At 66.0% G+C, this 25486-nt stretch carries 35 protein-coding genes; 3 read left to right on the top strand and 32 right to left on the bottom strand.

Annotated elements, in window-relative coordinates; all coding sequences use genetic code 11:
- Window positions 1-5 precede the first annotated feature (5 nt).
- Window positions 6-1541: a glutamine-hydrolyzing GMP synthase gene (gene guaA, locus FOY91_RS13665; RefSeq protein ID WP_238995698.1), complete on the top strand. Its 1536-nt coding sequence runs from the start codon at window positions 6-8 to the stop codon at window positions 1539-1541.
- Between the two features lie 42 nt (window positions 1542-1583).
- Here the strand turns inward: guaA and gdhA are convergent, their stop codons facing one another.
- From gdhA to FOY91_RS13820, 31 genes are all read right to left on the bottom strand, one after another.
- Window positions 1584-2945 carry an NADP-specific glutamate dehydrogenase gene (gene gdhA, locus FOY91_RS13670; RefSeq protein ID WP_145152956.1) on the bottom strand — a complete coding sequence of 454 codons (1362 nt, stop codon included), beginning with the start codon at window positions 2943-2945 and terminating at the stop codon, window positions 1584-1586.
- A 362-nt stretch (window positions 2946-3307) separates the two neighbouring features.
- On the bottom strand, window positions 3308-3970 hold the full coding sequence (locus FOY91_RS13675; protein ID WP_145152959.1) for an adenylate kinase: 663 nt from the start codon (window positions 3968-3970) through the stop codon (window positions 3308-3310).
- A gap of 30 nt (window positions 3971-4000) precedes the next feature.
- Window positions 4001-5368: a preprotein translocase subunit SecY gene (gene secY / locus FOY91_RS13680; protein ID WP_145152962.1), complete on the bottom strand. Its 1368-nt coding sequence runs from the start codon at window positions 5366-5368 to the stop codon at window positions 4001-4003.
- Window positions 5369-5498: 130 nt separating this feature from the next.
- Window positions 5499-6053: a 50S ribosomal protein L15 gene (gene rplO, locus FOY91_RS13685; protein WP_145152965.1), complete on the bottom strand. Its 555-nt coding sequence runs from the start codon at window positions 6051-6053 to the stop codon at window positions 5499-5501.
- 106 nt (window positions 6054-6159) lie between these two features.
- The gene (gene rpmD, locus FOY91_RS13690; RefSeq protein ID WP_145152968.1) at window positions 6160-6339 is read right to left on the bottom strand and encodes a 50S ribosomal protein L30; all 180 of its coding nucleotides are present in this window, start codon (window positions 6337-6339) and stop codon (window positions 6160-6162) included.
- A 4-nt stretch (window positions 6340-6343) separates the two neighbouring features.
- Window positions 6344-7138: a 30S ribosomal protein S5 gene (gene rpsE, locus FOY91_RS13695; protein WP_145152971.1), complete on the bottom strand. Its 795-nt coding sequence runs from the start codon at window positions 7136-7138 to the stop codon at window positions 6344-6346.
- Entirely contained in the window at window positions 7139-7495 is a 357-nt protein-coding gene (rplR, locus tag FOY91_RS13700; protein WP_145152974.1) for a 50S ribosomal protein L18, read from the bottom strand. It abuts the gene before it with no gap.
- Window positions 7495-8028, bottom strand: a complete 534-nt coding sequence (gene rplF / locus FOY91_RS13705) for a 50S ribosomal protein L6 (RefSeq protein ID WP_145152977.1) — start codon at window positions 8026-8028, stop codon at window positions 7495-7497. Before rplF ends, rplR begins: the two co-directional genes overlap by 1 nt.
- Before the next feature lies 1 nt (window position 8029).
- Window positions 8030-8425 (bottom strand): 30S ribosomal protein S8, encoded by a 396-nt coding sequence (rpsH, locus tag FOY91_RS13710; protein WP_145152978.1) that lies wholly within the window; start codon window positions 8423-8425, stop codon window positions 8030-8032.
- 10 nt (window positions 8426-8435) lie between these two features.
- A complete protein-coding gene (gene rpsN / locus FOY91_RS13715; protein ID WP_145152981.1) occupies window positions 8436-8741 on the bottom strand; it encodes a 30S ribosomal protein S14 in 306 nt (101 codons plus the stop codon).
- Between the two features lie 51 nt (window positions 8742-8792).
- Window positions 8793-9374: a 50S ribosomal protein L5 gene (rplE, locus tag FOY91_RS13720; protein ID WP_145152984.1), complete on the bottom strand. Its 582-nt coding sequence runs from the start codon at window positions 9372-9374 to the stop codon at window positions 8793-8795.
- Window positions 9367-9684, bottom strand: coding sequence for a 50S ribosomal protein L24 (gene rplX, locus FOY91_RS13725; RefSeq protein ID WP_145152987.1), 318 nt, complete (start codon window positions 9682-9684; stop codon window positions 9367-9369). Before rplX ends, rplE begins: the two co-directional genes overlap by 8 nt.
- Before the next feature lies 1 nt (window position 9685).
- Complete coding sequence (rplN, locus tag FOY91_RS13730; protein ID WP_145152990.1) at window positions 9686-10057, bottom strand: 50S ribosomal protein L14; 372 nt, start codon at window positions 10055-10057, stop codon at window positions 9686-9688.
- Between the two features lie 14 nt (window positions 10058-10071).
- Window positions 10072-10347 carry a 30S ribosomal protein S17 gene (gene rpsQ, locus FOY91_RS13735; protein WP_145152993.1) on the bottom strand — a complete coding sequence of 92 codons (276 nt, stop codon included), beginning with the start codon at window positions 10345-10347 and terminating at the stop codon, window positions 10072-10074.
- 12 nt (window positions 10348-10359) lie between these two features.
- Window positions 10360-10563: a 50S ribosomal protein L29 gene (gene rpmC / locus FOY91_RS13740; RefSeq protein WP_145152996.1), complete on the bottom strand. Its 204-nt coding sequence runs from the start codon at window positions 10561-10563 to the stop codon at window positions 10360-10362.
- 2 nt (window positions 10564-10565) lie between these two features.
- Entirely contained in the window at window positions 10566-10997 is a 432-nt protein-coding gene (rplP, locus tag FOY91_RS13745) for a 50S ribosomal protein L16 (RefSeq protein WP_145152999.1), read from the bottom strand.
- 60 nt (window positions 10998-11057) lie between these two features.
- Entirely contained in the window at window positions 11058-11753 is a 696-nt protein-coding gene (rpsC, locus tag FOY91_RS13750) for a 30S ribosomal protein S3 (RefSeq protein ID WP_145153041.1), read from the bottom strand.
- 1 nt (window position 11754) lies between these two features.
- Window positions 11755-12138 carry a 50S ribosomal protein L22 gene (gene rplV / locus FOY91_RS13755; protein WP_145153002.1) on the bottom strand — a complete coding sequence of 128 codons (384 nt, stop codon included), beginning with the start codon at window positions 12136-12138 and terminating at the stop codon, window positions 11755-11757.
- Window positions 12138-12413 (bottom strand): 30S ribosomal protein S19, encoded by a 276-nt coding sequence (gene rpsS, locus FOY91_RS13760; RefSeq protein ID WP_145153005.1) that lies wholly within the window; start codon window positions 12411-12413, stop codon window positions 12138-12140. The genes rplV and rpsS overlap by 1 nt, the downstream gene beginning before the upstream one ends.
- A 2-nt stretch (window positions 12414-12415) precedes the next feature.
- Window positions 12416-13252, bottom strand: coding sequence for a 50S ribosomal protein L2 (gene rplB, locus FOY91_RS13765; RefSeq protein ID WP_145153008.1), 837 nt, complete (start codon window positions 13250-13252; stop codon window positions 12416-12418).
- Window positions 13253-13259: 7 nt separating this feature from the next.
- A complete protein-coding gene (locus FOY91_RS13770; protein WP_145153011.1) occupies window positions 13260-13574 on the bottom strand; it encodes a 50S ribosomal protein L23 in 315 nt (104 codons plus the stop codon).
- Window positions 13567-14193, bottom strand: a complete 627-nt coding sequence (rplD, locus tag FOY91_RS13775; RefSeq protein ID WP_145153014.1) for a 50S ribosomal protein L4 — start codon at window positions 14191-14193, stop codon at window positions 13567-13569. The genes FOY91_RS13770 and rplD overlap by 8 nt, the downstream gene beginning before the upstream one ends.
- 2 nt (window positions 14194-14195) lie before the next feature.
- Window positions 14196-14948: a 50S ribosomal protein L3 gene (rplC, locus tag FOY91_RS13780; RefSeq protein WP_145153017.1), complete on the bottom strand. Its 753-nt coding sequence runs from the start codon at window positions 14946-14948 to the stop codon at window positions 14196-14198.
- Window positions 14949-15203: 255 nt separating this feature from the next.
- The gene (rpsJ, locus tag FOY91_RS13785; RefSeq protein WP_145153045.1) at window positions 15204-15512 is read right to left on the bottom strand and encodes a 30S ribosomal protein S10; all 309 of its coding nucleotides are present in this window, start codon (window positions 15510-15512) and stop codon (window positions 15204-15206) included.
- A gap of 144 nt (window positions 15513-15656) precedes the next feature.
- Entirely contained in the window at window positions 15657-16847 is a 1191-nt protein-coding gene (tuf, locus tag FOY91_RS13790) for an elongation factor Tu (protein ID WP_145153021.1), read from the bottom strand.
- 76 nt (window positions 16848-16923) lie between these two features.
- Window positions 16924-19017: an elongation factor G gene (gene fusA / locus FOY91_RS13795; protein ID WP_145153022.1), complete on the bottom strand. Its 2094-nt coding sequence runs from the start codon at window positions 19015-19017 to the stop codon at window positions 16924-16926.
- Window positions 19018-19121: 104 nt separating this feature from the next.
- Window positions 19122-19592 (bottom strand): 30S ribosomal protein S7, encoded by a 471-nt coding sequence (gene rpsG, locus FOY91_RS13800; RefSeq protein ID WP_145153025.1) that lies wholly within the window; start codon window positions 19590-19592, stop codon window positions 19122-19124.
- An 80-nt stretch (window positions 19593-19672) separates the two neighbouring features.
- Window positions 19673-20044: a 30S ribosomal protein S12 gene (gene rpsL / locus FOY91_RS13805; RefSeq protein WP_145153048.1), complete on the bottom strand. Its 372-nt coding sequence runs from the start codon at window positions 20042-20044 to the stop codon at window positions 19673-19675.
- 231 nt (window positions 20045-20275) lie between these two features.
- Entirely contained in the window at window positions 20276-20794 is a 519-nt protein-coding gene (locus FOY91_RS13810) for a phosphatase PAP2 family protein (RefSeq protein WP_238995697.1), read from the bottom strand.
- 188 nt (window positions 20795-20982) lie between these two features.
- Window positions 20983-22383, bottom strand: coding sequence for a dihydrolipoyl dehydrogenase (gene lpdA, locus FOY91_RS13815; protein ID WP_145153028.1), 1401 nt, complete (start codon window positions 22381-22383; stop codon window positions 20983-20985).
- A gap of 57 nt (window positions 22384-22440) precedes the next feature.
- Window positions 22441-23847 (bottom strand): pyruvate dehydrogenase complex dihydrolipoamide acetyltransferase, encoded by a 1407-nt coding sequence (locus FOY91_RS13820; protein WP_145153031.1) that lies wholly within the window; start codon window positions 23845-23847, stop codon window positions 22441-22443.
- Window positions 23848-23981: 134 nt separating this feature from the next.
- Here FOY91_RS13820 and FOY91_RS13825 point away from each other — a divergent pair, with 134 nt between their 5' ends.
- On the top strand, window positions 23982-24437 hold the full coding sequence (locus FOY91_RS13825; protein ID WP_145153034.1) for a universal stress protein: 456 nt from the start codon (window positions 23982-23984) through the stop codon (window positions 24435-24437).
- A 23-nt stretch (window positions 24438-24460) separates the two neighbouring features.
- Here the strand turns inward: FOY91_RS13825 and FOY91_RS13830 are convergent, their stop codons facing one another.
- Window positions 24461-25138, bottom strand: a complete 678-nt coding sequence (locus FOY91_RS13830) for an RcnB family protein (RefSeq protein WP_162527234.1) — start codon at window positions 25136-25138, stop codon at window positions 24461-24463.
- Between the two features lie 64 nt (window positions 25139-25202).
- Between FOY91_RS13830 and FOY91_RS22025 the strand changes: the two genes are divergently transcribed.
- Window positions 25203-25486: hypothetical protein (locus tag FOY91_RS22025; RefSeq protein ID WP_203234574.1), on the top strand; the 284-nt coding region annotated here is incomplete at its 3' end.

The raw sequence follows: 25486 nt of genomic DNA on the forward strand, positions 1-25486 counted from the left end.
ACTGCATCCTGATCGTCGATTTCGGCAGCCAGGTGACGCAGCTCATCGCGCGCCGCGTGCGCGAGGCGGGGGTCTATTCCGAGATCGCACCGTTCAACGCCGCCGATGCCGCGTTCGACCGGCTGAAGCCGAAGGGCATCATCCTGTCCGGCGGGCCGGACAGCGTGACGCGCGACGAGTCGCCCCGCGTGCCGCAGCGGTTCTTCGAGGCGGGGCTGCCCGTGCTCGGCATCTGCTACGGCCAGCAGACGATGTGCCAGCAGCTCGGCGGATCGGTGACGGCACACGGCACCGGCGAGTTCGGCCGCGCCTATCTGGAGGTCACCGCCCGTTCCGCCCTGTTCGACGGGTTATGGGCCGAGGGCGAGCGCCATCAGGTGTGGATGAGCCACGGCGACACGGTGGACGCGCTGCCGCCCGGCTTCGCCACCGTCGCCAGATCCGAAGGCGCGCCCTATGCGGTGAGCGCCGACGAGGAACGCCGCTTCTATGGCGTGCAGTTCCATCCGGAGGTGGTGCACACCCCCGATGGCGGCAAGCTGATCGCCAACTTCGCCCGCCACGTGTGCGGGCTGGCCGGTGACTGGACCATGGCCGAGTTCCGCGCCGCCAAGATCGCCGAGATCCGCGCGCAGGTGGGTGACGGCAAGGTGATCTGCGGCTTGTCCGGCGGCGTCGACTCGGCGGTGGCGGCGGTGCTGATCCACGAGGCGATCGGCGACCAGCTCACCTGCGTGTTCGTCGACCACGGGTTGATGCGGCTCGGCGAGGCGGACCAGGTGGTCGGCCTGTTTCGCGAGCATTACGGCATCCCGCTGGTGCACGTGAACGTCGAGACGCTGTTCCTCAACGGCCTTGCCGGGCTGACCGATCCGGAGGCCAAGCGCAAGTTCATCGGCAAGACCTTCATCGACGTGTTCGAGGCGGAAGCGAAGAAGATCGGCGGCGCCGGCTTCCTCGCACAGGGCACGCTCTACCCGGACGTGATCGAGAGCGTGTCGTTCACCGGCGGGCCGTCCGTCACGATCAAGAGCCACCACAATGTGGGGGGCTTGCCCGAGCGGATGAACATGAAGCTGGTCGAGCCTCTGCGCGAGCTGTTCAAGGACGAGGTGCGCGAGCTTGGCCGCGAGCTGGGGCTGCCCGACATCTTCGTCGGCCGCCACCCCTTCCCCGGCCCCGGCTTGGCGATCCGAATTCCGGGCGAGGTAACCAAGGAGCGGTGCGACATCCTGCGGAAAGCCGACAAGATCTACCTCGACGAGATCCGCGCGGCGGGCCTGTACGATGCGATCTGGCAGGCCTTCGCGGTGCTGCTGCCGGTAAAGACGGTGGGCGTGATGGGCGATGCGCGCACCTACGATTCGGTCTGCGCGCTGCGTGCCGTCACGTCGACCGACGGCATGACCGCCGACGTCTATCCATTCGACGCCGGCTTCCTGTCGCGCGTGGCGACGCGGATCGTCAACGAGGTCGCCGGGATCAACCGGGTGACCTACGACTATACCTCGAAGCCGCCCGGCACGATCGAGTGGGAATGATCGCCCCGCCCCCGCCCGCCACGGCGGGGGCGACGCGATCGATCAGACGACGCCGTACGCCAGCATCGCGTCGGCGACCTTCTTGAACCCGGCAATGTTCGCGCCGCGCACATAGTCGGTATAGCCCGGTTCGCCGGCCACGCCGCCGTAGGTGAGGCAGCTGGTGTGGATGCCTTCCATGATGTCGAGCAGCAGCTGTTGCAGCTCGGCCTCCTTCCAGCTGCGGCGCTCGGAGTTCTGGCTCATCTCCAGCCCCGAGACGGCGACGCCGCCGGCATTGGCCGCCTTGCCCGGCGCGTAGAGGATGCGGGCATCCTTGAACACATGCACGCCTTCCAGGTCGGTCGGCATATTCGCACCTTCGCTCACCGCCTTGCAGCCGTTCTTGACGAGCAGCCGCGCATCGTCGCCGAGCAGCTCGTTCTGCGTGGCGCAGGGCAGCGCCACGTCGCATGGCACGCCCCACGGCGTCTTGCCGGCGGTGAAGGTGGCACCCTTATATTCGGAGACGTAATCCTGGATGCGGCCGCGCCGCTTCGTCTTGTGCGCCTTCACCCAGTCGATCTTCTCCTGCGTGATACCGTCGGGATCGTGGATGAAGCCCTGGCTGTCGGACAACGTGAGCACCTTGCCGCCCGACTGGACGATCTTCTCCGCCGCATGCGTGGCGACGTTGCCCGATCCCGAGATCACCGCCGTCTTGCCGACGAGGTCCTCGCCCCGGGTCTTCAGCATGTTGAGCAGGAAATATACCGCGCCATAGCCGGTCGCTTCGGGCCGGATCAGCGAGCCGCCATATTCAAGCCCCTTGCCGGTCAGCACGCCGGTGAACTGGTTGGTGATGCGCTTGTACTGGCCGAACATGTAGCCGATCTCGCGCCCGCCCACGCCGATATCGCCCGCAGGCACGTCCACGTCCGCGCCGACATGGCGGTACAGCTCGGTCATGAAGCTCTGGCAGAAGCGCATCACCTCGCGGTCGCTCTTGCCCTTGGGATTGAAGTTGGCGCCGCCCTTGCCGCCGCCCATCGGCAGGCCGGTGAGCGCGTTCTTGAACGTCTGCTCGAAGGCGAGGAACTTCAGCACGCTTTCGGTGACGGACGGGTGGAAGCGGATGCCACCCTTGTACGGCCCGATCGCGTTGTTGTTCTGCACGCGATAGCCGCGCTGGACGCGCACGTTGCCGTTGTCGTCCTCCCAGCAGACGCGGAACGAGATGATCCGGTCCGGCTCGGCAATGCGGCGGAGGATCTGCTCGGAGTGGTAATGCTCCTTGTCCTCGATGAAGTCGTAGATGTCCTCGGCGACTTCCTGCACCGCCTGGACGAACTCGGGCTGACCCGGGTTACGCTTCTTCACGCCCTCGATGAAAGTCGGCAGATCGACGTGGTCGGTAACAGCCATCCTGTGCCCCCAATCCATGATGTGGGCGAACCCGAAGTCCCCCTTCGTTGAGTCGAGGCGGATCAGAAGGGATTGGTAGCACAGTTGATGGCCGCGCAAAGATCACTTCGGCGATCGTCGTTCGTCTTATCGGAGCCGGCCAGGCGAACGCGGCGAATGCGGCAGTATGTCCACCTGCCAGCCTGCTCCCGCACGTCTAATGCGGGCAGAGTCTGAAGCCGAACGCTTTTCCCTTATCGGGAAGCATTGACCGCCACGAAGCAAACACCACCCTGGCGACGAAAAACGACCGCTGCCTGCCCGGCAACGGTCGCAAGGAACACGGTCGCCTTCCCGCGCGTAGCGGGTCTAGCGGGCGACGATCAGGCCGGTTGGGTCGCCCGATCGAGCACGGCGGCGATCTGGCGGCTGACCTCGTCGATATCCGCCATGCCGTCCACCTGGCTCACCAGCCCACGCGCCTCGTACAGCGGCAGGATCGGCGCGGTCTTGGCGCGATACTCGGCCATGCGCGTCCGCACGGTTTCCTCATTGTCGTCCGGCCGACGCTTGAACTCGGTCGCTGCGCACACGTCGCACACGCCCGCCGTCGCCGGCTGTTTGTAGCGGTCGTGATAGCCCTCGCCGCACTTGGCGCAGGTGAAGCGGCCGGTAATGCGATCGACCAGCGCGTCCTCGTCCACCGACAGCTCGATCACATGGTCAAGCGTCTTGCCCCGTTCGGACAGCAGCAGGTCGAGCGCGTCTGCCTGCGGGGCGGTGCGGGGATAGCCGTCGAAGATCGCGCCTCCGCCGCCGTCGAGTTGGTCGAGCCGCTCGCCGATGATGCCCGAAACGATCGCATCGGAGACGAGTTCGCCCGCCTCCATCACCGCCTTGGCCTTCAACCCGACCGGCGACCCCGCCTTCACGGCGGCACGCAACATGTCACCGGTGGAAAGCTGCACCATGCCGCGCTGCTGTTCAAGCCGGCTCGCCTGGGTTCCCTTGCCCGCCCCCGGCGGACCCAGCAGGATGATATTCATGCCCTTATATTCCCCTGCCCGTCTGTTGGCCTAGCGGCGCATGCCGCCCTTGAGCTTCGCCTTCTTAATAAGGTCGCCATATTGGTGCGCCAGCAGATGGCTCTGGATCTGGGTCACGGTATCGATCGTTACGTTGACCACGATCAGAAGGCTAGTCCCGCCGAGATAGAAGGGGATGCCCGCCTGAGCGACCAGATATTCCGGCACCAGGCAGATGAACGTCAGATACGCCGCCCCGATCACGGTGATGCGCGTCAGCACGTAATCCAGATAGTCCGCAGTGTTCTTGCCCGGACGAATGCCGGGGATGAAGCCGCCGTAACGCTTGAGGTTGTCCGCCGTCTCTTCCGGATTGAACACAACCGCGGTGTAGAAGAAGCAGAAGAAGATGATCCCGGCCGCATACAGCGCCATGTAGAGCGGCGTGCCGTGCTGGAGCCACTGGTTCATCGAGATGATGAAATCACCCCAGCGGCTCTCGCCCGCCACGCGCTGCCCGGCGAACTGCGTGATCGTCAGCGGCATCAGCAGCAGCGACGAGGCGAAGATCGGCGGGATCACGTTGGCGGTGTTGATCTTGAGCGGCAAATGGCTCTTGTCCGCCTGCATCATGCCGCGCTGGGTCTGCCGCTTGGGATACTGGATCAGCACCCGGCGCTGAGCGCGCTCCATGAACACGATGAACAGGATCAGCCCCATGACCAGCACCAGCGTGCCGATGATGAGGATCGGCGAGAGCGAGCCGGTGCGGCCACCCTCGAACACCTGCGCCAGCGCATGCGGCAGCTGGCTGACGATGCCTGCCATGATGATGAGCGAGACGCCGTTGCCGATGCCGCGGCTGGTGATCTGCTCGCCCAGCCACATCAGGAACATGGTGCCGCCGATCAGCGAGATCACGCAGGTGACGCGGAACAGCAGGCCGGGGTCGACCACGGCGGTCATCCCCTGCCCGGCGCCCCAGCTTTCCAGCCCCACGGCGATGAAATAGCCCTGGATCGCGGTGAGCAGTACCGTGCCGTAACGGGTGTACTGGTTCAGCTTTTTGCGCCCGCTCTCGCCCTCCTTCTTCACCGCCGCCAGCGTGGGCGACAGCGAGGTGGCGAGCTGCACGACGATCGAGGCGGTGATGTACGGCATCACGCCGAGCGCGATCAGGCTCATCCGTTCCAGCGAACCGCCGGAGAAGGTGTTGAAGAAATCGAGCACGCCGCCGCGCGTCGTCTCGAACAGCGAATTGAGCGCGACCGGATCGATCCCCGGCAGCGGCACGAAGCTGAGCAGCCGGAAGATCACCAGCGCCCCCAGCGTGAACCAGAGCCGCTTCTTCAGTTCGGTGGCCTTGGCGAACTGCCCGAGGCTTACGTTGGCGGCCAGTTGTTCGGCTGCGGATGCCATGATGCTGTACCCTGAAAACGGTCCGGCCCGATCAGGCCCGGATGCAAATGCGGCGGCGGAGTGCCTCTACGCCCCCCGCCGCCCCATATAATGTCACGCCCGGCTTTGTCTAAGCCGAACGACAGGCAGCTCAGGCTTTCGCCGCCGCCTTCTTGGCGTCCTTGTCGGCAGCGCGCTCCTTCTGGGCGACGCGATGCTTTGCGGCATGCTTGTCCTTGGCCGCGACCACCTCGATCACGTCCACCGAACCACCGGCCGCCTCGATCGCCGCCTTGGCCGCCCCGGAAACGCCCGCGACGCGGAACGACAGCTTCGAGGTGAGCGCACCCTTGGCGAGCACGCGCACGCCGTCCTTGCCGCCACGCGCGACACCTGCCGCCTTCAGCGCGGCATGATCGATCGTACCGTCGCTGGCGAGGGTGCCGGCATCGACCAGCTTCTGGATCTGGCCGAGGTTCACCTCGGCATGATCCTTGGCGAAGATGTTGTTGAAGCCGCGCTTCGGGATCCGCATGTGGAGCGGCATCTGACCGCCCTCGAAGCCGTTGATCGAGACGCCCGAGCGGCTCGTCTGGCCCTTCTGGCCGCGACCGGCGGTCTTGCCCAGGCCGGGGCCGATGCCGCGTCCGACGCGCACCCCGCCCTTGCGGGCGCCATCATTGTCGCGGATTTCATTGAGCTTCATGGGATGCACTCGCTTTCGCTATGTTCGCGCTGGAAATGAGAAGGGGCGCCCTATAGCGCCCCTTCGTCCGCCGCGCCACCCCGCTGGATGGCATGACGAGTTCGGCTCAGGCCTCTTCGACCTTCACCATGTGGGCGACGACGCGGATCATGCCGCGCGTCTCGGGCGTGTCCTCACGCTCCACCGTCTTGTGCATCTTGTTCAGCCCGAGACCGACGAGGGTCGCGCGCTGCTTCTCGATACGACGGATCGGCGATCCGGTCTGGGTGATCTTCAGCGTTGCCATGATGTTACTCCACCACCGCTGCGGCTTCGGCCTCGGCGACCTCGGCCGTGGCGCCGCCACGACCCAGCAGGTCGGCGATCTTCTTGCCGCGACGCTGCGCCACCGACTTCGGCGACGTCTGGTCGGTCAGCGCCTCAAAGGTCGCGCGGATCATGTTGTAGGGGTTGTTCGTGCCGACCGACTTGGTCACCACGTCGTGAACGCCCAGGCTCTCGAAGATGGCGCGCATCGGGCCACCGGCGATGATCCCGGTCCCCGCAGGCGCCGCCCGCAAATAGACCAGACCGGCCCCGAAGTGACCGCGACCGTCATGGTGCAGCGTGCGACCCTCGCGCAGCGGCACGCGAACCATCGCCTTCTTGGCGGCGGCGGTCGCCTTGGTGATCGCCTCCGGCACTTCGCGCGCCTTGCCGTGGCCGAAGCCGGCCCGGCCCTTGCCGTCGCCCACGACGACCAGCGCCGCGAAGCCGAAGCGCTTGCCGCCCTTCACCGTCTTGGAGACGCGGTTGATGTGGACCAGCTTCTCGATCAGCTCCTCGCCGCCGTCATCCTGGTTGCCACCGCGACGGTCGTCACGACGACCACGGTTGCCGCCACGATTGTCGCGATTGCCGCCGGGACCGCCGCGGCCGGGGCCGCCGCCACCGCGACCACCGCGGGGGCCACCACGACCGCCGCCGGGACCACCGGGGCCGCCCGGCCCACGATCGTTGGTCGGCGCGTCGGGAGTGTTGCCGGCACCGGGGGTGCCGTCGGCGGGGGCGCCGGGCTGGCCCTGGATATCGTTGGTGTCAGCCATTTAGAACTCCAATCCGCCTTCGCGGGCGGCATCGGCCAGCGCCTTGACGCGGCCATGAAACAGGAAGCCGCCGCGATCGAACACGACCCGCGTGACGCCCGCCGCCGAGGCACGCTCGGCAAGGCGCTTGCCCACGGATGCCGCCGACTCCGACGTCGCGCCGGTCGTGCCACGCACGTCCTTGTCCAGCGTCGAGGCGGAAGCCACCGTGTGGCCCTGCTCGTCGTCGATCACCTGCGCATAGATGTGCCGGCCGGAGCGATGCACCGAAAGGCGCGGACGCAGATTGCCCTTGGCACGCAGCGCCGTGCGGACGCGCTGGCGGCGCTTCTGGAAGAGGGAGAGACCCTTGGCCATTACTTCTTCTTCCCTTCCTTGCGGAAGATGAACTCGCCCGCGTACTTGATGCCCTTGCCCTTGTACGGCTCGGGCTTGCGCCAGCGGCGGATCTCGGCGGCAAGCTGGCCGACGGCCTGCTTGTCGATGCCCGTGATGTTGACCGTGGTCTGGTCCGGGGTCGCAACCGTCAGGCCCTCCGGCACGGCGATATCGACATCATGGCTGTAGCCGAGCTGCAGCTTGAGCTTCTGCCCCTGCACGCTTGCGCGATAGCCGACGCCGGTGATGAGCAGCTTCTTGGTGAAGCCCTCGGTCACGCCGGTGACGAGGTTCTGCACGAGCGTCCGCTGCATGCCCCAGAACGAACGGGCACGCTTCGTATCGTTGGCCGGCTGCACCGAGATGCCGCCGTCTTCGATCGCATACGTCACTTCGTCCGCCAGGTTCAGCGTCAGCGTGCCCTTGGCGCCCTTCACCGACAGCGTCTTGCCCTCGATCGAGGCGGTGACGCCTGCGGGAACGGGGACGGGTTTCTTACCGATGCGGCTCATATCAGAATACCTCCGCGAGCACCTCGCCGCCGACGTTCTGGTCGCGCGCTTCCGCGTCGGACAGAACACCCTTCGGCGTCGAGACGATGGTGATGCCAAGGCCGTTGCGCACGCGCGGCAGCTCCTTGGACCCCGAATAGACACGGCGGCCCGGCTTGGAGACACGGGCGACATGCTGGATCGCGGGCTGGCCCTCGAAATACTTCAGCTCGATGCGCAGACCGGCGTGGCCGGCAAGCTCTTCCTCGGAATAGCCGCGGATATAGCCTTCGCGCTGAAGCACGTCGAGAACACGCACGCGCAGCTTGGACGCCGGCGTCACGACGCTGTCCTTACGTGCCCGCTGGCCGTTGCGGATGCGGGTGAGCAGATCACCCAGGGGATCGGTCAATGCCATCTGATAATCCTTACCAGCTCGACTTCGTCACGCCGGGGATCAGGCCCTTGTTGGCCAGATCGCGCAGCTGGATACGGCAGAGCCGGAACTTGCGATAATATGCGCGCGGACGACCGGTCAGCTCGCAACGGTTGCGCACCCGGGTGGGGTTCGCGTTGCGTGGGATCTCGGCCAGTCGCAGGCGTGCGATGATCCGCTCGCCCTCTTCCTTGCTGTCGTCGTTCGCGATCGCCTTGAGACGCGCATACTTGCCAGCATATTGCTTGACCAGCTTCTTGCGCTTCTCGTTCTTGTTGATCGAACTCAGTTTCGCCATGACTTAAGTTCTCTTCCTTGTCGGAGAGAAGAATGCAGCGGAGCCGTTGGCTCAGGCCGCCTTCTTCTCCTCGGTGGTTTCCTGCGGGAACGGGAAGCCGAACAGACGGAGCAGCTCGCGCGCCTCGTCGTCGGTCTTGGCCGTCGTCGCCACGATCACGTCCATGCCACGCACGTTGTCGACCTTGTCGTAGCTGATCTCAGGGAAGATCAGCTGCTCCTTGAGGCCGGTCGCGTAGTTGCCACGGCCGTCGAACGACTTCGGGTTCAGGCCCCGGAAATCGCGGACGCGGGGCAGTGCGATCGTCACGAACCGGTCGAGGAATTCGTACATCCGCTCGCGGCGAAGGGTCACCTTCGCACCGATCGGCATGCCCTCGCGCAGCTTGAACTGCGCGATCGACTTCTTCGCCTTGGTCACGACGGCCTTCTGGCCGGCGATCTGCGTCATCTCGGCCGCAGCCTGCTCGACGCGCTTCTTGTCCTGCGTCGCATCACCCACGCCCATGTTCAGGACGATCTTGGTGAGCTTCGGCACTTCCATCGCGTTCTTGTAGCCGAACTTCTCGGTCATCGCCTTGGCGATGCTGTCGTCGTACAGCTGCTTCATCCGCGGCGTGTAGGTATCAGCCACTGACGGTCTCCCCGGTCTTCACGGCCACGCGGACCTTCTTGCCGTCGCGCACTTCGAAGCGAACGCGCGTCGGCTTGCCATCGGCGGTCGCGATCGCGACCTTCGAGACATGCAGCGGGGCCTCGAACCGATCCAGGCCACCCTGCGGGTTGCCCTGGCTCGGCTTGCGATGACGCGTGCCGACGTTGATGCCGGCGACGATCACCTTGGCGTCCTTGGGCATGGACTTGGTGACTTCACCGGTCTTGCCCTTGTCCTTGCCAGACAGGATGACGACCTTGTCGCCCTTCTTGATCTTCAACGAAGCCATGTCACAGCACCTCAGGCGCGAGCGAGATGATCTTCATGTGACCCTTGCCGCGAAGCTCGCGAACGACCGGGCCGAAGATGCGCGTGCCGATCGGCTCGCCGCTGTTCTTGTTGATGAGCACTGCGGCATTGCCGTCGAAACGGATCGTCGAACCGTCAGCGCGATGAATGTCCTTGGCGGTACGGACGATGACGGCGCGATGCACGTCACCCTTCTTCACCTTGCCACGCGGTGCGGCCTCCTTGATCGAGACGACGATCACGTCGCCCACGGTCGCGAAGCGCCGCTTTGAGCCACCGAGCACCTTGATGCACTGGACGCGCTTGGCGCCCGAGTTGTCGGCGACTTCAAGATTGGACTGCATCTGGATCATGAGTCAGTCCTCCTTCAGGCCGTGTAGGCTTCGGCCGAGGCCGGAGCGGCCTCCGCATCGGCCTTCGCCAGGACGCGCCACGTCTTCAACTTGGAGATCGGCGCGCACTCTTCGATGCGCACGGTCTCGCCTTCCTTGAACACGTTGCCCTCGTCATGGGCATGATACTTCTTCGAACGACGGATGATCTTGCCGTACAGAGGGTGCTTCACCTTCCGCTCGACGGAAACCACCACCGTCTTGTCGGTCTTGTCGGAGACCACCGTTCCGGTCAGCACGCGCTTCGGCATGGCTGGCGCTCCTTACTTGGCGACCGAGCGCGAACGCTCGGTCTGCAGGGTCTTGATCTGCGCGATCGTGCGGCGAACCTCACGAACACGGCTGGGCTTCTCGAGCTGGTTCGTCGCCGCCTGGAAGCGGAGGTTGAACTGCTCGCGCTTCAGCTCGCCGAGCTGTGACGACAGCTGATCGTCCGTACCGGACTTGAGATCGGAAATCTTCGCCATGGTCAGACGGCCTCGTGAACGGACTCGCCCAGACGGGCGACGACCTTGGTCTTGATCGGGAGCTTCTCCATCGCGCGCTCGAAAGCGACGCGGGCGAGCGGACCGGGCACGCCGTCCAGCTCGAACAGGATCCGACCCGGCTTCACGCGGGCAGCCCAGAACTCCGGCGAACCCTTGCCCGAGCCCATGCGGACTTCGGCAGGCTTCGACGACACCGGAAGATCCGGGAAGATGCGGATCCACAAGCGACCTTGGCGCTTGATGTGACGCGTGATCGCGCGGCGGGCCGCCTCGATCTGGCGCGCGGTGATGCGGTCCGGCTCCATCGCCTTCAGGCCAAACGACCCGAAGTTGAGCGCCGTGCCACCCTTGGCATCGCCGTGGATGCGGCCCTTGAAGGCCTTGCGAAACTTGGTGCGCTTTGGTTGCAGCATATTCTATCGCCTTCTGACACCGATCATCGGTCGATCAGGCTTCGTTGGGGTCGAAAGACCTCAGCGAGCCGGTCGAACTCCCGACGTCTGAGCTTCCATCATGAGCCGGTCCTGCGCGAGCGGGTCGTGGCCGAGGATCTCACCCTTGAAGATCCAGACCTTGACGCCGCACACGCCATAGGCGGTGTGCGCCTCGGCTTCGGCATAATCGACATTCGCGCGCAGGGTATGCAGCGGAACGCGACCTTCGCGATACCATTCGGTCCGCGCGATTTCGGCGCCGCCGAGACGGCCTGCGCAGGTGATCCGAATGCCCTCGGCACCCAGGCGCAACGCCGACTGCACGGCACGCTTCATCGCCCGACGGAACGCCACGCGACGCTCCAGCTGGTCGGCGACCGACTGGGCGACCAGGCGGCTGTCGATCTCGGGCTTACGGATCTCGACGATGTTCAGCGACACGTCCGACGAGGTCATCTTGCCGAGCGTGCGACGCAGCTTCTCGATGTCCGCACCCTTCTTGCCGATGATGACACCGGGACGGGCCGCGAAGATCGAGATGCGGGCGAGCTTGGCAGGACGTTCGATCACCACTTTCGAGATCGCGGCCTGCGGCAGCGACTTCATGATGAACTTGCGGATCTTCAGATCCTCAAGCAGCAAACGACCGTAGTCGGCACCGTCGGCATACCAGCGGCTGTCCCACGTGCGGTTGATCTGCAACCGCATGCCGATGGGGTTAGATTTCTGACCCATGTTACTCCCCAGCCTCCGCGACTTCACGCACGACGACGCGCAGACGCGAGAACGGCTTTTCGATCCGCGACGAGCGACCGCGGGCGCGGCTGGCAAAACGTTTCATCACCAGGCCACGACCGACCGAGGCCTCTTGCACGATAAGTGCGTCGACGTCGAGGTTGTGGTTGTTCTCAGCGTTTGCGATCGCGGAGGCGAGGCACTTGCGCACATCGACAGCCATCGCCTTGCTCGAGAAGGACAGGATGTTGAGCGCGTCCGAAGCCTTGCGGTTACGGATCAGCGCGGCGACGAGGTTCAGCTTCTGCGCCGAACCGCGCACGGCGGTGGCAACGGCAAGGGCTTCCTTGTCGCCCACTTTGCGGGGGGATGCCGGCTTGCTCATCAGCGCTTGCCCTTCTTGTCGGCGGCGTGGCCGGGGAAGTAGCGCGTCGGCGCGAACTCACCCAGCTTGTGGCCGACCATGTCTTCGTTCACCGACACCGGCACGAACTTGCGGCCGTTGTAGACGCTGAAGGTCAGCCCCACGAACTGCGGAAGAATGGTCGAACGACGCGACCAGGTCTTGATGGCGCCACGTGCGCCGCTGTCCTGTGCGCCCTCGGCCTTCCGAAGAAGGTGGAGATCGACGAACGGACCTTTCCAGACGGAACGGGCCATGATTACCTCTTCTTCTTCGCGTGACGCGACCGGATGATCATCTTGTCGGTCGACTTGTTCGAACGGGTGCGCGCACCCTTCGTCGGCTTGCCCCACGGGGTGACCGGATGACGGCCGCCCGAGGTCCGGCCCTCACCACCGCCGTGCGGATGGTCGACCGGGTTCTTGGCGACGCCGCGCGTGAGCGGGCGCTTGCCGAGCCAACGATTACGACCGGCCTTGGCGAGGTTCTGGTTGGCATTGTCCGGGTTGGACACCGCACCGACCGTGCACATGCAATCTGACCGGATGTAGCGCTGCTCGCCCGAGTTCAGGCGGACCATCACCATGCCCTTGTCGCGACCGACGATCTGCACGTAAGTGCCTGCCGCCCGTGCGATCTGACCACCCTTGGCGGGCTTCATCTCGACATTGTGGACGATCGTGCCGACCGGTGCCTGGCCGATCTCCATCGCGTTGCCCGGCTTGGTATCGGTCTTCTTGGCCGCGATCACCACGTCGCCCGGCGCAAGCCGCTGCGGCGCGAGGATGTAAGCCTGCTCGCCGTCCTCGTAGTTCACCAGCGCGATGAACGCCGAACGGTTGGGATCATATTCGAGCCGCTCGACCGTCGCCGGCGCGTCCCACTTGCGACGCTTGAAGTCGACGTAGCGATACTTCTGCTTGTGGCCGCCCGCGATGCCACGCGCGGTGGCGTGGCCCTGGTTGTTACGGCCGCCGGACTTGCGCTTGCCCTCGGTGAGCGCCTTGACAGGCTTGCCCTTCCAGAGCGACGACTTGTCGACGAGGACGAGGCCACGGCGCGCCGGGCTCGTCGGGTTGTAATGCTTGAGTGCCATGCCGCCCTCAGATCCCGGTGGTGACGTCGATGGTCTGGCCGGCGGCCAGCGTCACGATCGCCTTCTTCATGTCCGAGCGCGTGTAGGGCTTGCCCTTCCAGCGCTTGGTCTTGCCCTTCTGCACGATCGTGTTTACGTTCGTGACGTCCACCGAGAAGAGCGCCTCGACGGCGGCCTTGATCTCGGGCTTGGAGGCATCGCCGGCCACCTGGAAGACGACCGCATTATGCTCGGAGAGCAGGGTCGACTTCTCGGTGATGTGCGGCGCGAGCACCACGTCGTAATGACGGATGTCGACGGCCTTCTGGTCCTTCTTAGCCATTGAGGCGCGCCTCCAGCTTTTCGACAGCGGCGCGGGTCAGCACCAGCGTGTCATGCTTCAGGATGTCGTAGACGTTGGCGCCCATCGCCGGCAGCAGGTTGACGCCACCGATGTTGCCCGAGGCCAGCGCGAAGCTGACGTTGAGCGCATCGCCGTCGATCACCAGTGCCTTCTTGCCGAAGCCGAGCTGGGCGAGCTGCGTGACGAGCGTCTTGGTCTTGCCTTCGGCCACGTCGAGCGCGTCAAGAACGATCAGGCTGCCGTCCTTTGCCTTGGCCGAAAGCGCCATGCGCAGGCCGAGTGCCCGGATCTTCTTGTTCAGCGACGGATTGAAGTCACGAACGCGAGGACCGTGCGCCTTGCCGCCGCCGATGAATACCGGAGCGCGACGATCGCCGTGACGCGCCGTACCGCCGCCCTTCTGGCGACCGAACTTCTTTCCCGTCCGCGCCACGTCCGACCGCTCACGCGCGCCGCGGGCCGTGCCGCGACGCTTTTCGAGCTGCCAGGTGACGACCCGGTGGAGAATGTCGGCGCGCGGCTCCAGACCGAACACGGCATCCGCCAGCTCGATGTCGCCCGCCCCGCTGGCGTCGAGGTTCTGAACCTGAACCTTCATCTTCAGCCCTCCTGACCGTCGGTCGCATCGACGGTGGCGTCGGCCGGAGCCTCGGTCGCCGGAGCGTTGTTGCTGGTGGCCGCAGCCTTCACCTGGCCCGGATAGGGCGCATCGGCGTGGCGCGGTTCCTTGACGGCGTCCTTGACGATCAGCCAGCCACCCTTCGATCCGGGCACGGAGCCCTTCACGTACAGCAGACCACGCTCGACGTCCGTCTGGACGATCTCGAGGTTCTGCTGGGTGCGCTGCTTGTCGCCCATGTGGCCGGCCATCTTCTTGTTCTTGAAGACCTTGCCCGGATCCTGGCGCTGACCCGTCGAACCGAGCGAACGGTGCGACACGGAGACGCCATGCGTCGCGCGCAGACCACCGAAGCCCCAGCGCTTCATGCCGCCCTGGAAACCCTTGCCCTGCGTCTGCCCGGCGATATCGACGAGCTGCCCCACGGCAAAATGATCGGCCGCGATTTCCGCGCCGACATCGAGCAGGGCGTCGGCGTCCACTCGGAACTCGACGAGACGGGCCTTGGGCGCCACCTCGGCCTTGCCGAAGTGACCGCGCTGCGGCTTGTTGAGATTCTTCGCCTTCGCGGTGCCCGCACCGAGCTGAAGCGCGACGTACCCGTCCCGCTCCTCGTTCCGCTGGGATACGACCTGCACGCCTTCGAGGCTCAGGACGGTAACCGGCACGTGGCGGCCGTCGTCCTTGAACAGGCGGGTCATCCCCATTTTCTTGGCGATCACGCCAGTACGCATGATCCGTTCCTTCCTTGCAGAGGCTCCCCGGATCGAGGGAGCGTGACCAACAAAAAAGGCCCTCGCGAATGCGAAGACCCAGCCCGATTTCCGGTCGCCCCCGTCAGGGCTAACTTTCTACCATCTCAGGCAGAAGACGGGGACTCGGTCGCCAGCGAACTGGCCGGTATCCCTGCTCTTCCATCATCCCGACCCGAAGGCCCTTGGGCTGAAAAGCGACGCGGCACCGACTCGGCACCGCGTGGAGGCAGTCTCTTAGGCGAGTTTGATCTCGACATCAACACCTGCCGCGAGGTCGAGCTTCATCAGCGCGTCGACGGTCTGCGGGGTCGGCTGAACGATGTCGAGCAGGCGCTTGTAGGTGCGCACTTCGAACTGCTCGCGCGACTTCTTGTCAATGTGCGGGCCACGGTTGACCGTGAACTTGTCGATGTGCGTCGGCAACGGGATCGGGCCACGGATCAGCGCGCCGGTGCGGCGGGCGGTGTCGGCGATCTCGCCGGTGGCCTGATCCAGCACGCGGTGATCAAAAGCCTTCAGACGAATGCGAATATTCGAGTCCATGTCCACCACCGCTGCGAAAGAGCCATGGGGCGCGCCATCCGGCACTGCCCCGTCCATCATGGATGCCGCCGATGACGGCACCCTCACATAAATAGGCCGGCCGACTCTCCCGCGAGGGAGAGCCGGCCGGCCCGGTCGTCTATATTACTTCGTGATCGAGGCCACAACCCCGGCGCCGACAGTGCGGCCACCCTCACGGATAGAGAACCGCAGGCCCTCTTCCATGGCGATCGGGGCGATCAGCTTGACGCCGAGCTGCACGTTGTCGCCCGGCATCACCATTTCGGTGCCCTCGGGGAGAACGACCTCGCCAGTCACGTCCGTCGTGCGGAAGTAGAACTGCGGACGGTAGTTGGCGAAGAACGGCGTGTGACGGCCACCCTCGTCCTTCGACAGAACGTACACCTCCGAGGAGAACTCGGTGTGCGGCTTGATCGAGCCCGGCTTGCAGAGCACCTGGCCACGCTCGACCTCTTCACGGCCCACGCCGCGGATCAGCGCACCGATGTTGTCGCCGGCCTGACCCGAGTCGAGCAGCTTGCGGAACATCTCGACGCCGGTGACGACGGTCTTGCGGGTGTCCTTGATGCCGACGATCTCGACTTCCTCGCCGACCTTCACCTGACCGGTCTCGACACGGCCGGTGACGACGGTGCCACGACCCGAGATCGAGAACACGTCCTCGATCGGCATCAGGAACGGGCGGTCGAGCGGACGCTCCGGCTGCGGGATCCAGCTGTCAACAGCTTCCATCAGCTTGAGCACGGCGTCATGGCCGATCTCGGGCGTCTTGTCCTGCAGCGCGGCCACGGCCGAACCCGGGATGACCGGAATGTTGTCGCCGTCGAAGTCGTACTTCGAGAGCAGCTCGCGGATTTCCAGCTCGACCAGCTCGAGAATCTCGGCGTCGTCGACCAGATCGACCTTGTTCATGAACACGACCATCTGCGGCACGCCGACCTGCTTGGCGAGCAGGATGTGCTCGCGGGTCTGCGGCATCGGACCGTCGGTGGCGGAAACCACCAGGATCGCGCCGTCCATCTGTGCTGCGCCGGTGATCATGTTCTTCACATAATCGGCATGGCCCGGGCAATCGACGTGCGCGTAGTGGCGCGCCTGCGTCTCATACTCGACGTGGGCGGTCGAGATGGTGATGCCGCGCTCGCGCTCTTCCGGCGCCTTGTCGATGTTGTCGTAGCTCGTGAACGTCGCGCCGCCCGTCTCGGCGAGCACCTTCGTGATCGCGGCGGTCAGCGAGGTCTTGCCATGGTCGACGTGACCGATGGTGCCGATGTTGCAGTGCGGCTTCGTCCGCTCGAACTTAGCTTTCGCCATGGTGTCCTACCTTCTTTCAACCGTTTTGCCGGACGGACCGCCCGATGCGGTCGCGCCCATAACCATATTTTTCGCGTTACGCCAGCTTCGCCTTGACCTCGTCCGCAACGTTCTGCGGAACCTCGTCATAATGCGAAAACTGCATGCTGTACTGCGCGCGCCCCTGCGTGAACGAACGCAGCTGGTTCACATAGCCGAACATGTTCGCCAGCGGCACCATGGCCTCGACGACCTGGGCGTTGCCCCGGCTGTCGGTGCCCTGGATCTGACCACGGCGGCTGTTCATGTCGCCGATCACGTCGCCGAGATAATCCTCGGGGGTGACGACCTCGACCTTCATGATTGGTTCGAGCAGCTTGATGCCGGCCTTGACGGCGGCCTCGCGCATGCCGGCACGGCCGGTGATCTCGAACGCCAGTGCCGACGAGTCGACGTCATGATACGCACCGTCATAGAGCGTCGCGGTGAAATCGATGATCGGGAAGCCGATCAGCGACCCCGTCGCCGCGATCTCGCGAATGCCCTTCTCGACCGAGGGAATATACTCCTTCGGTACGTTGCCGCCCTTGACCTCATCCTTGAAGATGACGCCCTGGCCGCGCTCGCCCGGCTCCACCGTGAACTTGATGCGGCCAAACTGGCCGGAGCCGCCCGACTGCTTCTTGTGGGTGTAGTCGACGTCGACCTTCTTGGCGAGCGACTCGCGATACGCCACCTGCGGCGCACCGACGTTGGCCTCGACCTTGAATTCGCGGCGCATGCGATCGACGATGATCTCGAGGTGGAGTTCGCCCATCCCCTTGATGATCGTCTGGCCGCTCTCGCTGTCGGACGACACCCGGAACGAAGGATCCTCGCGAGCAAGGCGATTGAGCGCGACGCCCATCTTTTCCTGGTCCTGCTTGGTCTTCGGCTCCACCGAAAGCTCGATCACCGGCTCGGGGAACTCCATCCGCTCGAGGATGATCGGGGCGCTGATGGCGCACAGCGTGTCGCCAGTCGTGGTGTCCTTCAGGCCCGCAAGAGCGACGATGTCGCCGGCATAGGCGATCTGGATGTCCTCGCGCTCGTTCGCATGCATCAGCAGCATGCGGCCGACCTTTTCCTTCTTGTCCTTGACCGAGTTCATCACTTGCGACGCGGTCTCGAGCTTGCCCGAATAGATACGCGCGAAGGTGAGCGTACCCACGAACGGATCGTTCATGATCTTGAACGCGAGCGCCGAGAACGGCACCGCGTCGTCGGACGCGCGGGAATCCTCGTCGCCGTTCGGCAGGATGCCCTTGATCGCGGGGACGTCGAGCGGGCTGGGAAGGTAATCGACCACGGCGTCCAGCAGCGGCTGCACGCCCTTGTTCTTGAAGGCCGAACCGCAGACGACCGGCACGAACGACATGTTCAGCGTGCCCTTGCGGATCAGCTTCTTCAGGTCGGCGACGCTCGGCTCGTTGCCTTCGAGATAGGCCTCCATGAGATCGTCGTCCTGCTCGACGGCCATCTCGATCAGCTTCTCGCGGGCTTCGGCGGCCTTGTCGGCGAGATCCTCGGGGATCTCCTGATATTCGAACTTCGCGCCGAGGCTCTCCTCGAGCCACACGATCGCACGGTTCTCGACCAGATCGACCAGACCCTTGAAGCCGCCCTCGATGCCGATCGGCAGATACAGCACGGCAGGACGCGCACCGAGGCGCTCGATGATCGAATCGACGCAATAGTCGAAGTTCGCGCCGGTGCGGTCGAGCTTGTTGACGAAGCACATCCGCGGCACGCCATACTTGTCGGCCTGACGCCACACCGTCTCGGACTGCGGCTCGACGCCGGCAACGCCGTCGAAGCACGCGACCGCGCCGTCGAGCACGCGCAGCGACCGCTCGACCTCGATCGTGAAATCGACGTGGCCCGGCGTGTCGATGATGTTGATGAGGTGCTCTTCGCCGTTGCCCTCTTCGGCGCGCCACTTGCACGTCGTCGCGGCGGACGTGATCGTGATCCCGCGCTCCTGCTCCTGCTCCATCCAGTCCATCGTGGCGGTGCCCTCATGGACCTCGCCGATCTTGTACGACTTGCCGGTGTAGTAAAGGATACGCTCGGTCGTCGTCGTCTTGCCGGCGTCGATGTGCGCCATGATGCCGATGTTGCGATAGCGGTCGAGCGGATGGCTGCGGGCCATGATCTTACTCCAATGCCGGGAAAGCCGCCACGCGGCCATTCCCGGCGATATAAGGATGAGGTGTCAGCGACGCCAGACCGAAGCCGGCGCCGATGACCCCGCCGTTACCAGCGGTAGTGCGAGAAGGCGCGGTTCGCCTCGGCCATGCGGTGCGTGTCCTCACGCTTCTTCACGGCGTTGCCGCGATTGTTCGCCGCATCCAGCAGCTCGCCGGAAAGGCGACCGGACATGGTGTTCTCGCTGCGCGCACGCGCGGCCGTGATGAGCCAGCGGATCGCGAGCGCCTGCGACCGCTCGGGGCGAACCTCGACCGGCACCTGATAGGTGGCGCCGCCGACGCGACGGCTGCGGACCTCGATGCCCGGCTTGATGTTGTTCAGCGCATCGTGGAACACGCCGATCGGATCGCGCTTGGCACGCGTCTCGACCGTGTCGAACGCCGAATAGACGATGCCCTCGGCGGTGGACTTCTTGCCGTCGAGCATGACGGAATTCATGAACTTGGACAGCACCTCGTCACCGAACTTGGGATCGGGGAGGATGATGCGCTTCTCTGGACGACGACGACGTGCCATCTGATTTTCCTTCTAGACTTCAGCCTGTTGGTCGAACGACCCTGCGCGCCGCCGCAAGCGATGGGCAGGGGCCGACCGGCTTACTTCGGACGCTTGGCGCCGTACTTGGAGCGGGACTGGCGACGATCCTTGACGCCCTGCGTGTCGAGCACGCCGCGCAGCACATGGTAGCGCACGCCGGGAAGATCGCGGACACGACCGCCGCGGATCAGGACCACGGAGTGCTCCTGGAGGTTGTGACCCTCGCCCGGGATGTAGCTGATGACTTCGCGCTGGTTGGTCAGGCGGACCTTGGCCACCTTGCGCAGCGCCGAGTTCGGCTTCTTCGGGGTCGTGGTGTACACCCGGGTGCAGACGCCGCGCTTCTGCGGGTTCGCCTCCATCGCGGGGACTTTCGAGCGCTCTTTCTGCGGCTCACGGCCCTTGCGGACCAGCTGGTTGATCGTTGGCATGAAGCCCTTCACCTTTGGAGTTACTTTACCGATGCCCGAATTGCCCGCCCGCCCCCGAACACGGAAACGAACGGATGCACGAAAGCCCCGGCGGCCGGTAAACCGGCCCACCCAGGCCTTCCCACGCATCAGCAATGTTCAAGCTCAGTCCGCGAGCGGCCGTGCACCAACAGGAACACAGGCCTCCAGCCCTTGGACAGGGGCGCGCTATAGCCGCCGACTCATGCCGGGTCAACCGGCGGCGCGGCCCGGACGGCCTTGGTTCCACAGCATGATCCAGCCGAGGCCGAACAGCCAGCCGGCCAGGACGTCGCTCGGCCAGTGCACCGCCAGCACCACGCGCGAGGTGCCGATGGCGACTACCAGCAGCATGGCGAGCGCGAGTGCGGCGGCACGGTGCCGGGCAGGCATCAGCAACGCGATCGAGAGGTAGAGGATCGCGCCGTTGGCGGCATGACCGCTCGGGAAGCTGAACGAGGTCACCGCGTCGAGATGTGGCAGCAGCGCCGGGCGCGGGCGGTGGACGATCGCCTTCATGGCGCTGTTCGCCCCCGCTCCGCCCGCGACGATCGCGACGAACACCGCCGCGCGCCGCCACGCACGGACGGCCAGCAACCCGACTGCGACGAAGGCCGCGATGATGGTGCGCGTCAGGCTGTCGCCGAGCCACGTCACCGCCTCAACAAGCGGTAACAGCCCTTCGGACGGCGCGGCCGAGAGCAGGATCGCGCGATCGATACTCGCAAGCAACCCGGCCCGGATCGCAACCGCGATCAGTACAACCGCGACGAAAAGCCCGCTCGCGATCCATCGCCAACGTGCGGGGAGACCGCCCCTGCCCTCGCCATGACGCATGCCGGACGCCATGGGCCTTCCCGTCACGATGAACTCCCCGGGAGACAGGCCCGCCGACCGCGCGACAGACCCGATCGACCGGCCTAGAAGTGGATCGCCCGCCCGTAGGCGCCGAGCACGCTCTCGTGCATCATCTCGCTCAGCGTCGGGTGCGCGAACACCGTCTGCATCAGGTCGGTTTCGGTCGTCTCAAGCTGGCGGGCGACGACGTAGCCCTGGATCAGCTCGGTCACTTCCGCGCCCACCATGTGCGCGCCGAGCAGTTCGCCGGTCTTGGCGTCGAACACCGTCTTGACGAAGCCCTCCGCCTCGCCGAGCGCGATCGCCTTGCCGTTGCCGATGAAGGGGAACTTGCCAACCTTCAGCTCGTGCCCGGCCTCCTTCGCCTGCGCCTCGGTCATGCCGACGGAGGCCACCTGCGGGCGCGAATAGGTGCAGCCCGGGATGTTGCCCTTGTTCATCGGGTGAACGCCCGCATAGCCGGCGATCTTCTCGGCGGCGATCACGCCCTCGTGGCTCGCCTTGTGTGCCAGCCACGGCGGGCCGGTCACGTCGCCGATCGCGTAGATACCGTCCACGTTGGTGCGGCCATATTCATCGGTCTTGATGTGATAGCGCTTGTCCGGCTCCACCCCGACATCTTCCAGCCCGATGTTCTCCACGTTCGGCACGATGCCGACGGCAACGATCACGTGACTGAACTCCTGCTCGGACAGCGTGCCGTCTTTCGCCTTGATGGTCGCTTTCACGCCGGTGTCCGACGTCTCGATCTTGCTGACGCCGGTGGAGGCGAGGATCTTGATCTTCTGCTTGGTCAGCGCCTTGGCCATGAAGTCGCTGACCTCGGCGTCTTCCACCGGCAGGATGCGGTCCATCATCTCGACGATGGTCACCTCGGCGCCCATGTCGTTGTAGAAGCTGGCGAACTCCACGCCGATCGCGCCCGATCCGATCACCAGCAGCTTCGTCGGCATCTCGGGCGGCACCATCGCGTGGCGATAGGTCCAGATGCGCTTGCCGTCGGCCTTGGCGAACGGCAGGTCGCGCGCGCGTGCGCCAGTGGCGATGATGATATTGCCGGCTTCCAGATCGGTCTTCTTGTCGCCCGTCGTCACCGTCAGCTTGCCCTTGGCGGTCAGCTTGCCGACGCCCTCGATCACGGTGATCTTGTTCTTCTTCATCAGGCCGGTCACGCCCGAGTTGAGCTGCCCCGCCACCTTGCGGCTGCGCTCCACCACCTTTTCCAGATCGAACGCCACGTTGCTGGCCGACAGCCCGTAGGCCGAGGCGTTCTGCATGTAATGATAGATCTCGGACGTGCGGAGCAGCGCCTTGGTGGGGATGCAGCCCCAGTTGAGGCAGATTCCGCCCAGCCGCTCGCGCTCGACGATGGCGACCTTCAGGCCGAGCTGTGCCGCGCGGATCGCCGCGACATAGCCGCCGGGGCCGGAGCCGAGGACGATGAGATCGTAAGTGTCAGCCATTATGCTCTCCCCGGAGCGGCACGTCGGTGCGCGTGGTTCATTGTCGTCAGGGCCGGATCAGGCCAGCATGCCCAGCGGCTTTTCCACCAGCCGCTTGAACGCCGCCATCAGCTGCGCGCCGTCCGCGCCGTCGATCGCGCGGTGGTCGAAGCTGCCGGTGGCGGACATCACCGTCGCCACGTCCAGCTTGCCGTCGACGATGTACGGGCGCTTCTCGCCCGCGCCGATCGCCATGATCATGCCCTGCGGCGGGTTGATGACCGCCTCGAACTGCTTGATCCCGTACATGCCCATGTTCGACAGGCTGGCGGTGCCGCCCTGATACTCACTCGGCTGCAGCTTGCCGGCGCGCGCACGGCCGGCCAGATCCTTGATCTCGGTCGCGATGGCGGCGATGCCCTTGGTGCCGGCATCCACCACCACCGGGGTGATGAGCCCGCCGGGAATCGACACCGCCACCGAGATGTCGGCGCGGGTGAAGCTGATGAGCGTGTCACCGGCGAACTGCACGTTGCAGGCCGGCACCTCCAGCAGCGACAGCGCCAGCGCCTTGACCAGCAGGTCGTTGACCGACAGCTTCACGCCCCGGCTTTCCAGCGCGCTGTTCAGCTCGCCGCGCAGCTTCAGCAGCGCATCGAGCTGGATATCCACCGTCAGGTAGATGTGCGGCACCTGCTGCTTGGATTCCGTGAGGCGGCGCGCGATCGTCTTGCGCATGCCCGACAGCTTGCTCACCTCGTGCGGGATCGGGCTGGCAGCGGATGCGGCGGGCGCCGGCTTGGCCGCGGCGGGAGCCGCCTCCGCCTTGGCCGGCGCGCTTGTCGCCTCGGCGGGCTTGGCGCCGCCCGGCTTGGCGTTGGCGAGGTCGGCCTTCACAACGCGCCCGTTCGGCCCGGACCCGGCGACCGAGGCGAGGTCCAGTCCCTGCTGCTCGGCCAGGCGGCGCGCCAGCGGGCTGGCCTTGACGCGACCTTCACCGGCGGGTGCCGCTGGTGCGGGCGCGGCAGGAGCGGATTCGCTGCCCTTGGCCGCCGCCTCGTCCTTCTGCTCGGCGTTGCGCGTTTCCAGCGAGGCGGCAGGCGAACCGGCGCTGCCGGCCTCCTTGTCCGCATCCTTCGCATCCGCCTTTGCTGCGTCAGCCTTCGGTGCGTCAGCCTTCGGGGCATCTGCCTTGGCGTCGGGCGCTGCCTCCGCCGGCTTCTTCGCCGGGGCGGCATCCTCGTCCTCGCCGGCGATCAGCGCAATCACCGCGCCCACCTTCACGCCCTCGGTGCCGGCGGGCACGACGAGCTGGCTGATCGTTCCCTCGTCCACCGCCTCGAATTCCATCGTCGCCTTGTCGGTCTCGATCTCGGCGAGCAGATCGCCGGATTTCACGACGTCGCCTTCCTTCACCAGCCATTTGGCCAGCGTGCCTTCCTCCATCGTGGGCGAAAGCGCGGGCATCTTGAGCTCGATCGGCATGGCTTGGGCCACTCCCCGGGGAAGGTCTGTTTGTGTCGCCGTCTCTCAACCATGACCGCCCCGCCGGTCAAGGCTCAACGCTTGCGCGGACCCGCCTTATGCCGCAATCGTCGGCAAACAGGGGGAGCGGGCGAATGCGGACCTATCTGGTCGTGATCGACGAAGACGCATCGGCGCGCGTGGCGCTGCGCTTCGCCGCCCGCCGCGCGGCGAAGACCGGCGGCGCGATCGAGATCCTCGCGCTCGTCGCCCCGCCCGAGTTCGTCCAGTGGGGCGGCGTGCAGGCGGCGATGGAAGAGGAAGCGCGGCTGCGCGTGGATGCGATGGTGGCGCAGGCGGCGGGCGAGCTGATCGAGGAGACCGGCCTGTCGCCCGCCGTCACCATCCGCCAGGGCGATCCCGTCGCGGCGGTGCGCGAGGCATTGGCCGATCGGCCGGAGACCGCCGCTCTGGTGCTGGGCGCAGGCACCGATGGCGAGGCGGGCGAACTGCTCGCCTATTTCGCCGGGCCGGAGGCGGGCAACATGCCCTGCCCCGTAATGATCGTCCCCGGATCGTTGAGCGACGAGGCGCTCGACAGGCTGAGCTGACGCCAGGACTACAGCCCCGAACTTCAGGGAACCTCGTGCTCCTCCATCGTCGTCGTGGCGACTTCGGGTGTCGTCGTCGTCGTCACCATGATCCGGCCGCCCCCCGGCGTCGAGCGGATTTCGGTGGTCGTGATACTCCCGTCGGTCTGCGCCGGCCGCGCCTCCCCGGTGATGGTGTCGATCACGCGGGGCGTGGCGCCGTAGATGGCCGGCGGGGTCGTCCAGTCGATGCCGGGCACCGCGTCGATCACCATCGCGCTCTCGTCGATCATCACTGCGTCGTTGAAATAGCGGATCCACCGCGCGCCCGTCGGCGGCACGGGCAGGCCGTAGCCGATCCAGTCGTCCACGCGGTACGGCTGCTCCACGAACAGCACCGGCAGCCGCTGCCCCCGTTCGTAGCGGAACGCCGGGCCATGGCCGCCATCCCACGGCAGCAGCCGCCCTGCCGCATCCACCCCGAGCCGCCGTGGCGCAGGCGGCGGCACGACCCCCTGCACGCCGCGCGCGGCCCCCGCCGGGGCGGCAGCGGACGGCTTGGCTGCCGCGCCCGTCGACCATTCCTCCCGGGTCCAGCCGCCGCCGGCCTGTGACGGGGCCGACCCGAGCGGACGCGCCGCCGGCACGGACGATACCGGCCCCGAGACATCGTCGGACCAGCCGCTGCTGGTCCAGCCCCCGGTCGCAGCGGGAGCGCGCACTTGGGGGGCCGGTCGCACTGCCGGTGTCTGCGGGTTTGCCCCGGTTGCGGGCACCCGTCCCGCTATGGACGAGGACGAGGGAACGGTATCACGGCCCGGCGTCGACGACGTCGGCTGCGAAGTAGCCGCCACCCCCGGCTCTACCGGAAGAGTCACCGAAGACGCGGCGCGCGCGCCGACCGCGGCCGATGTGGGCCGCGCGCCCTTCTCGGTCGGAGCGGCCGGCACGAGCGGGCCGCCGTTCGATACCGTGGATTCCGCAGCGGGAGATGTCGCTGCCGGGGATGCCACCGCCGCCACATCGTCCGACCAGCCCTCGCGGGTCCAGCCGCCGGTGGCCGGCGAGGC

The organism is Alterirhizorhabdus solaris, from assembly GCF_007785815.1.
GTDB lineage: Bacteria > Pseudomonadota > Alphaproteobacteria > Sphingomonadales > Sphingomonadaceae > Alterirhizorhabdus > Alterirhizorhabdus solaris.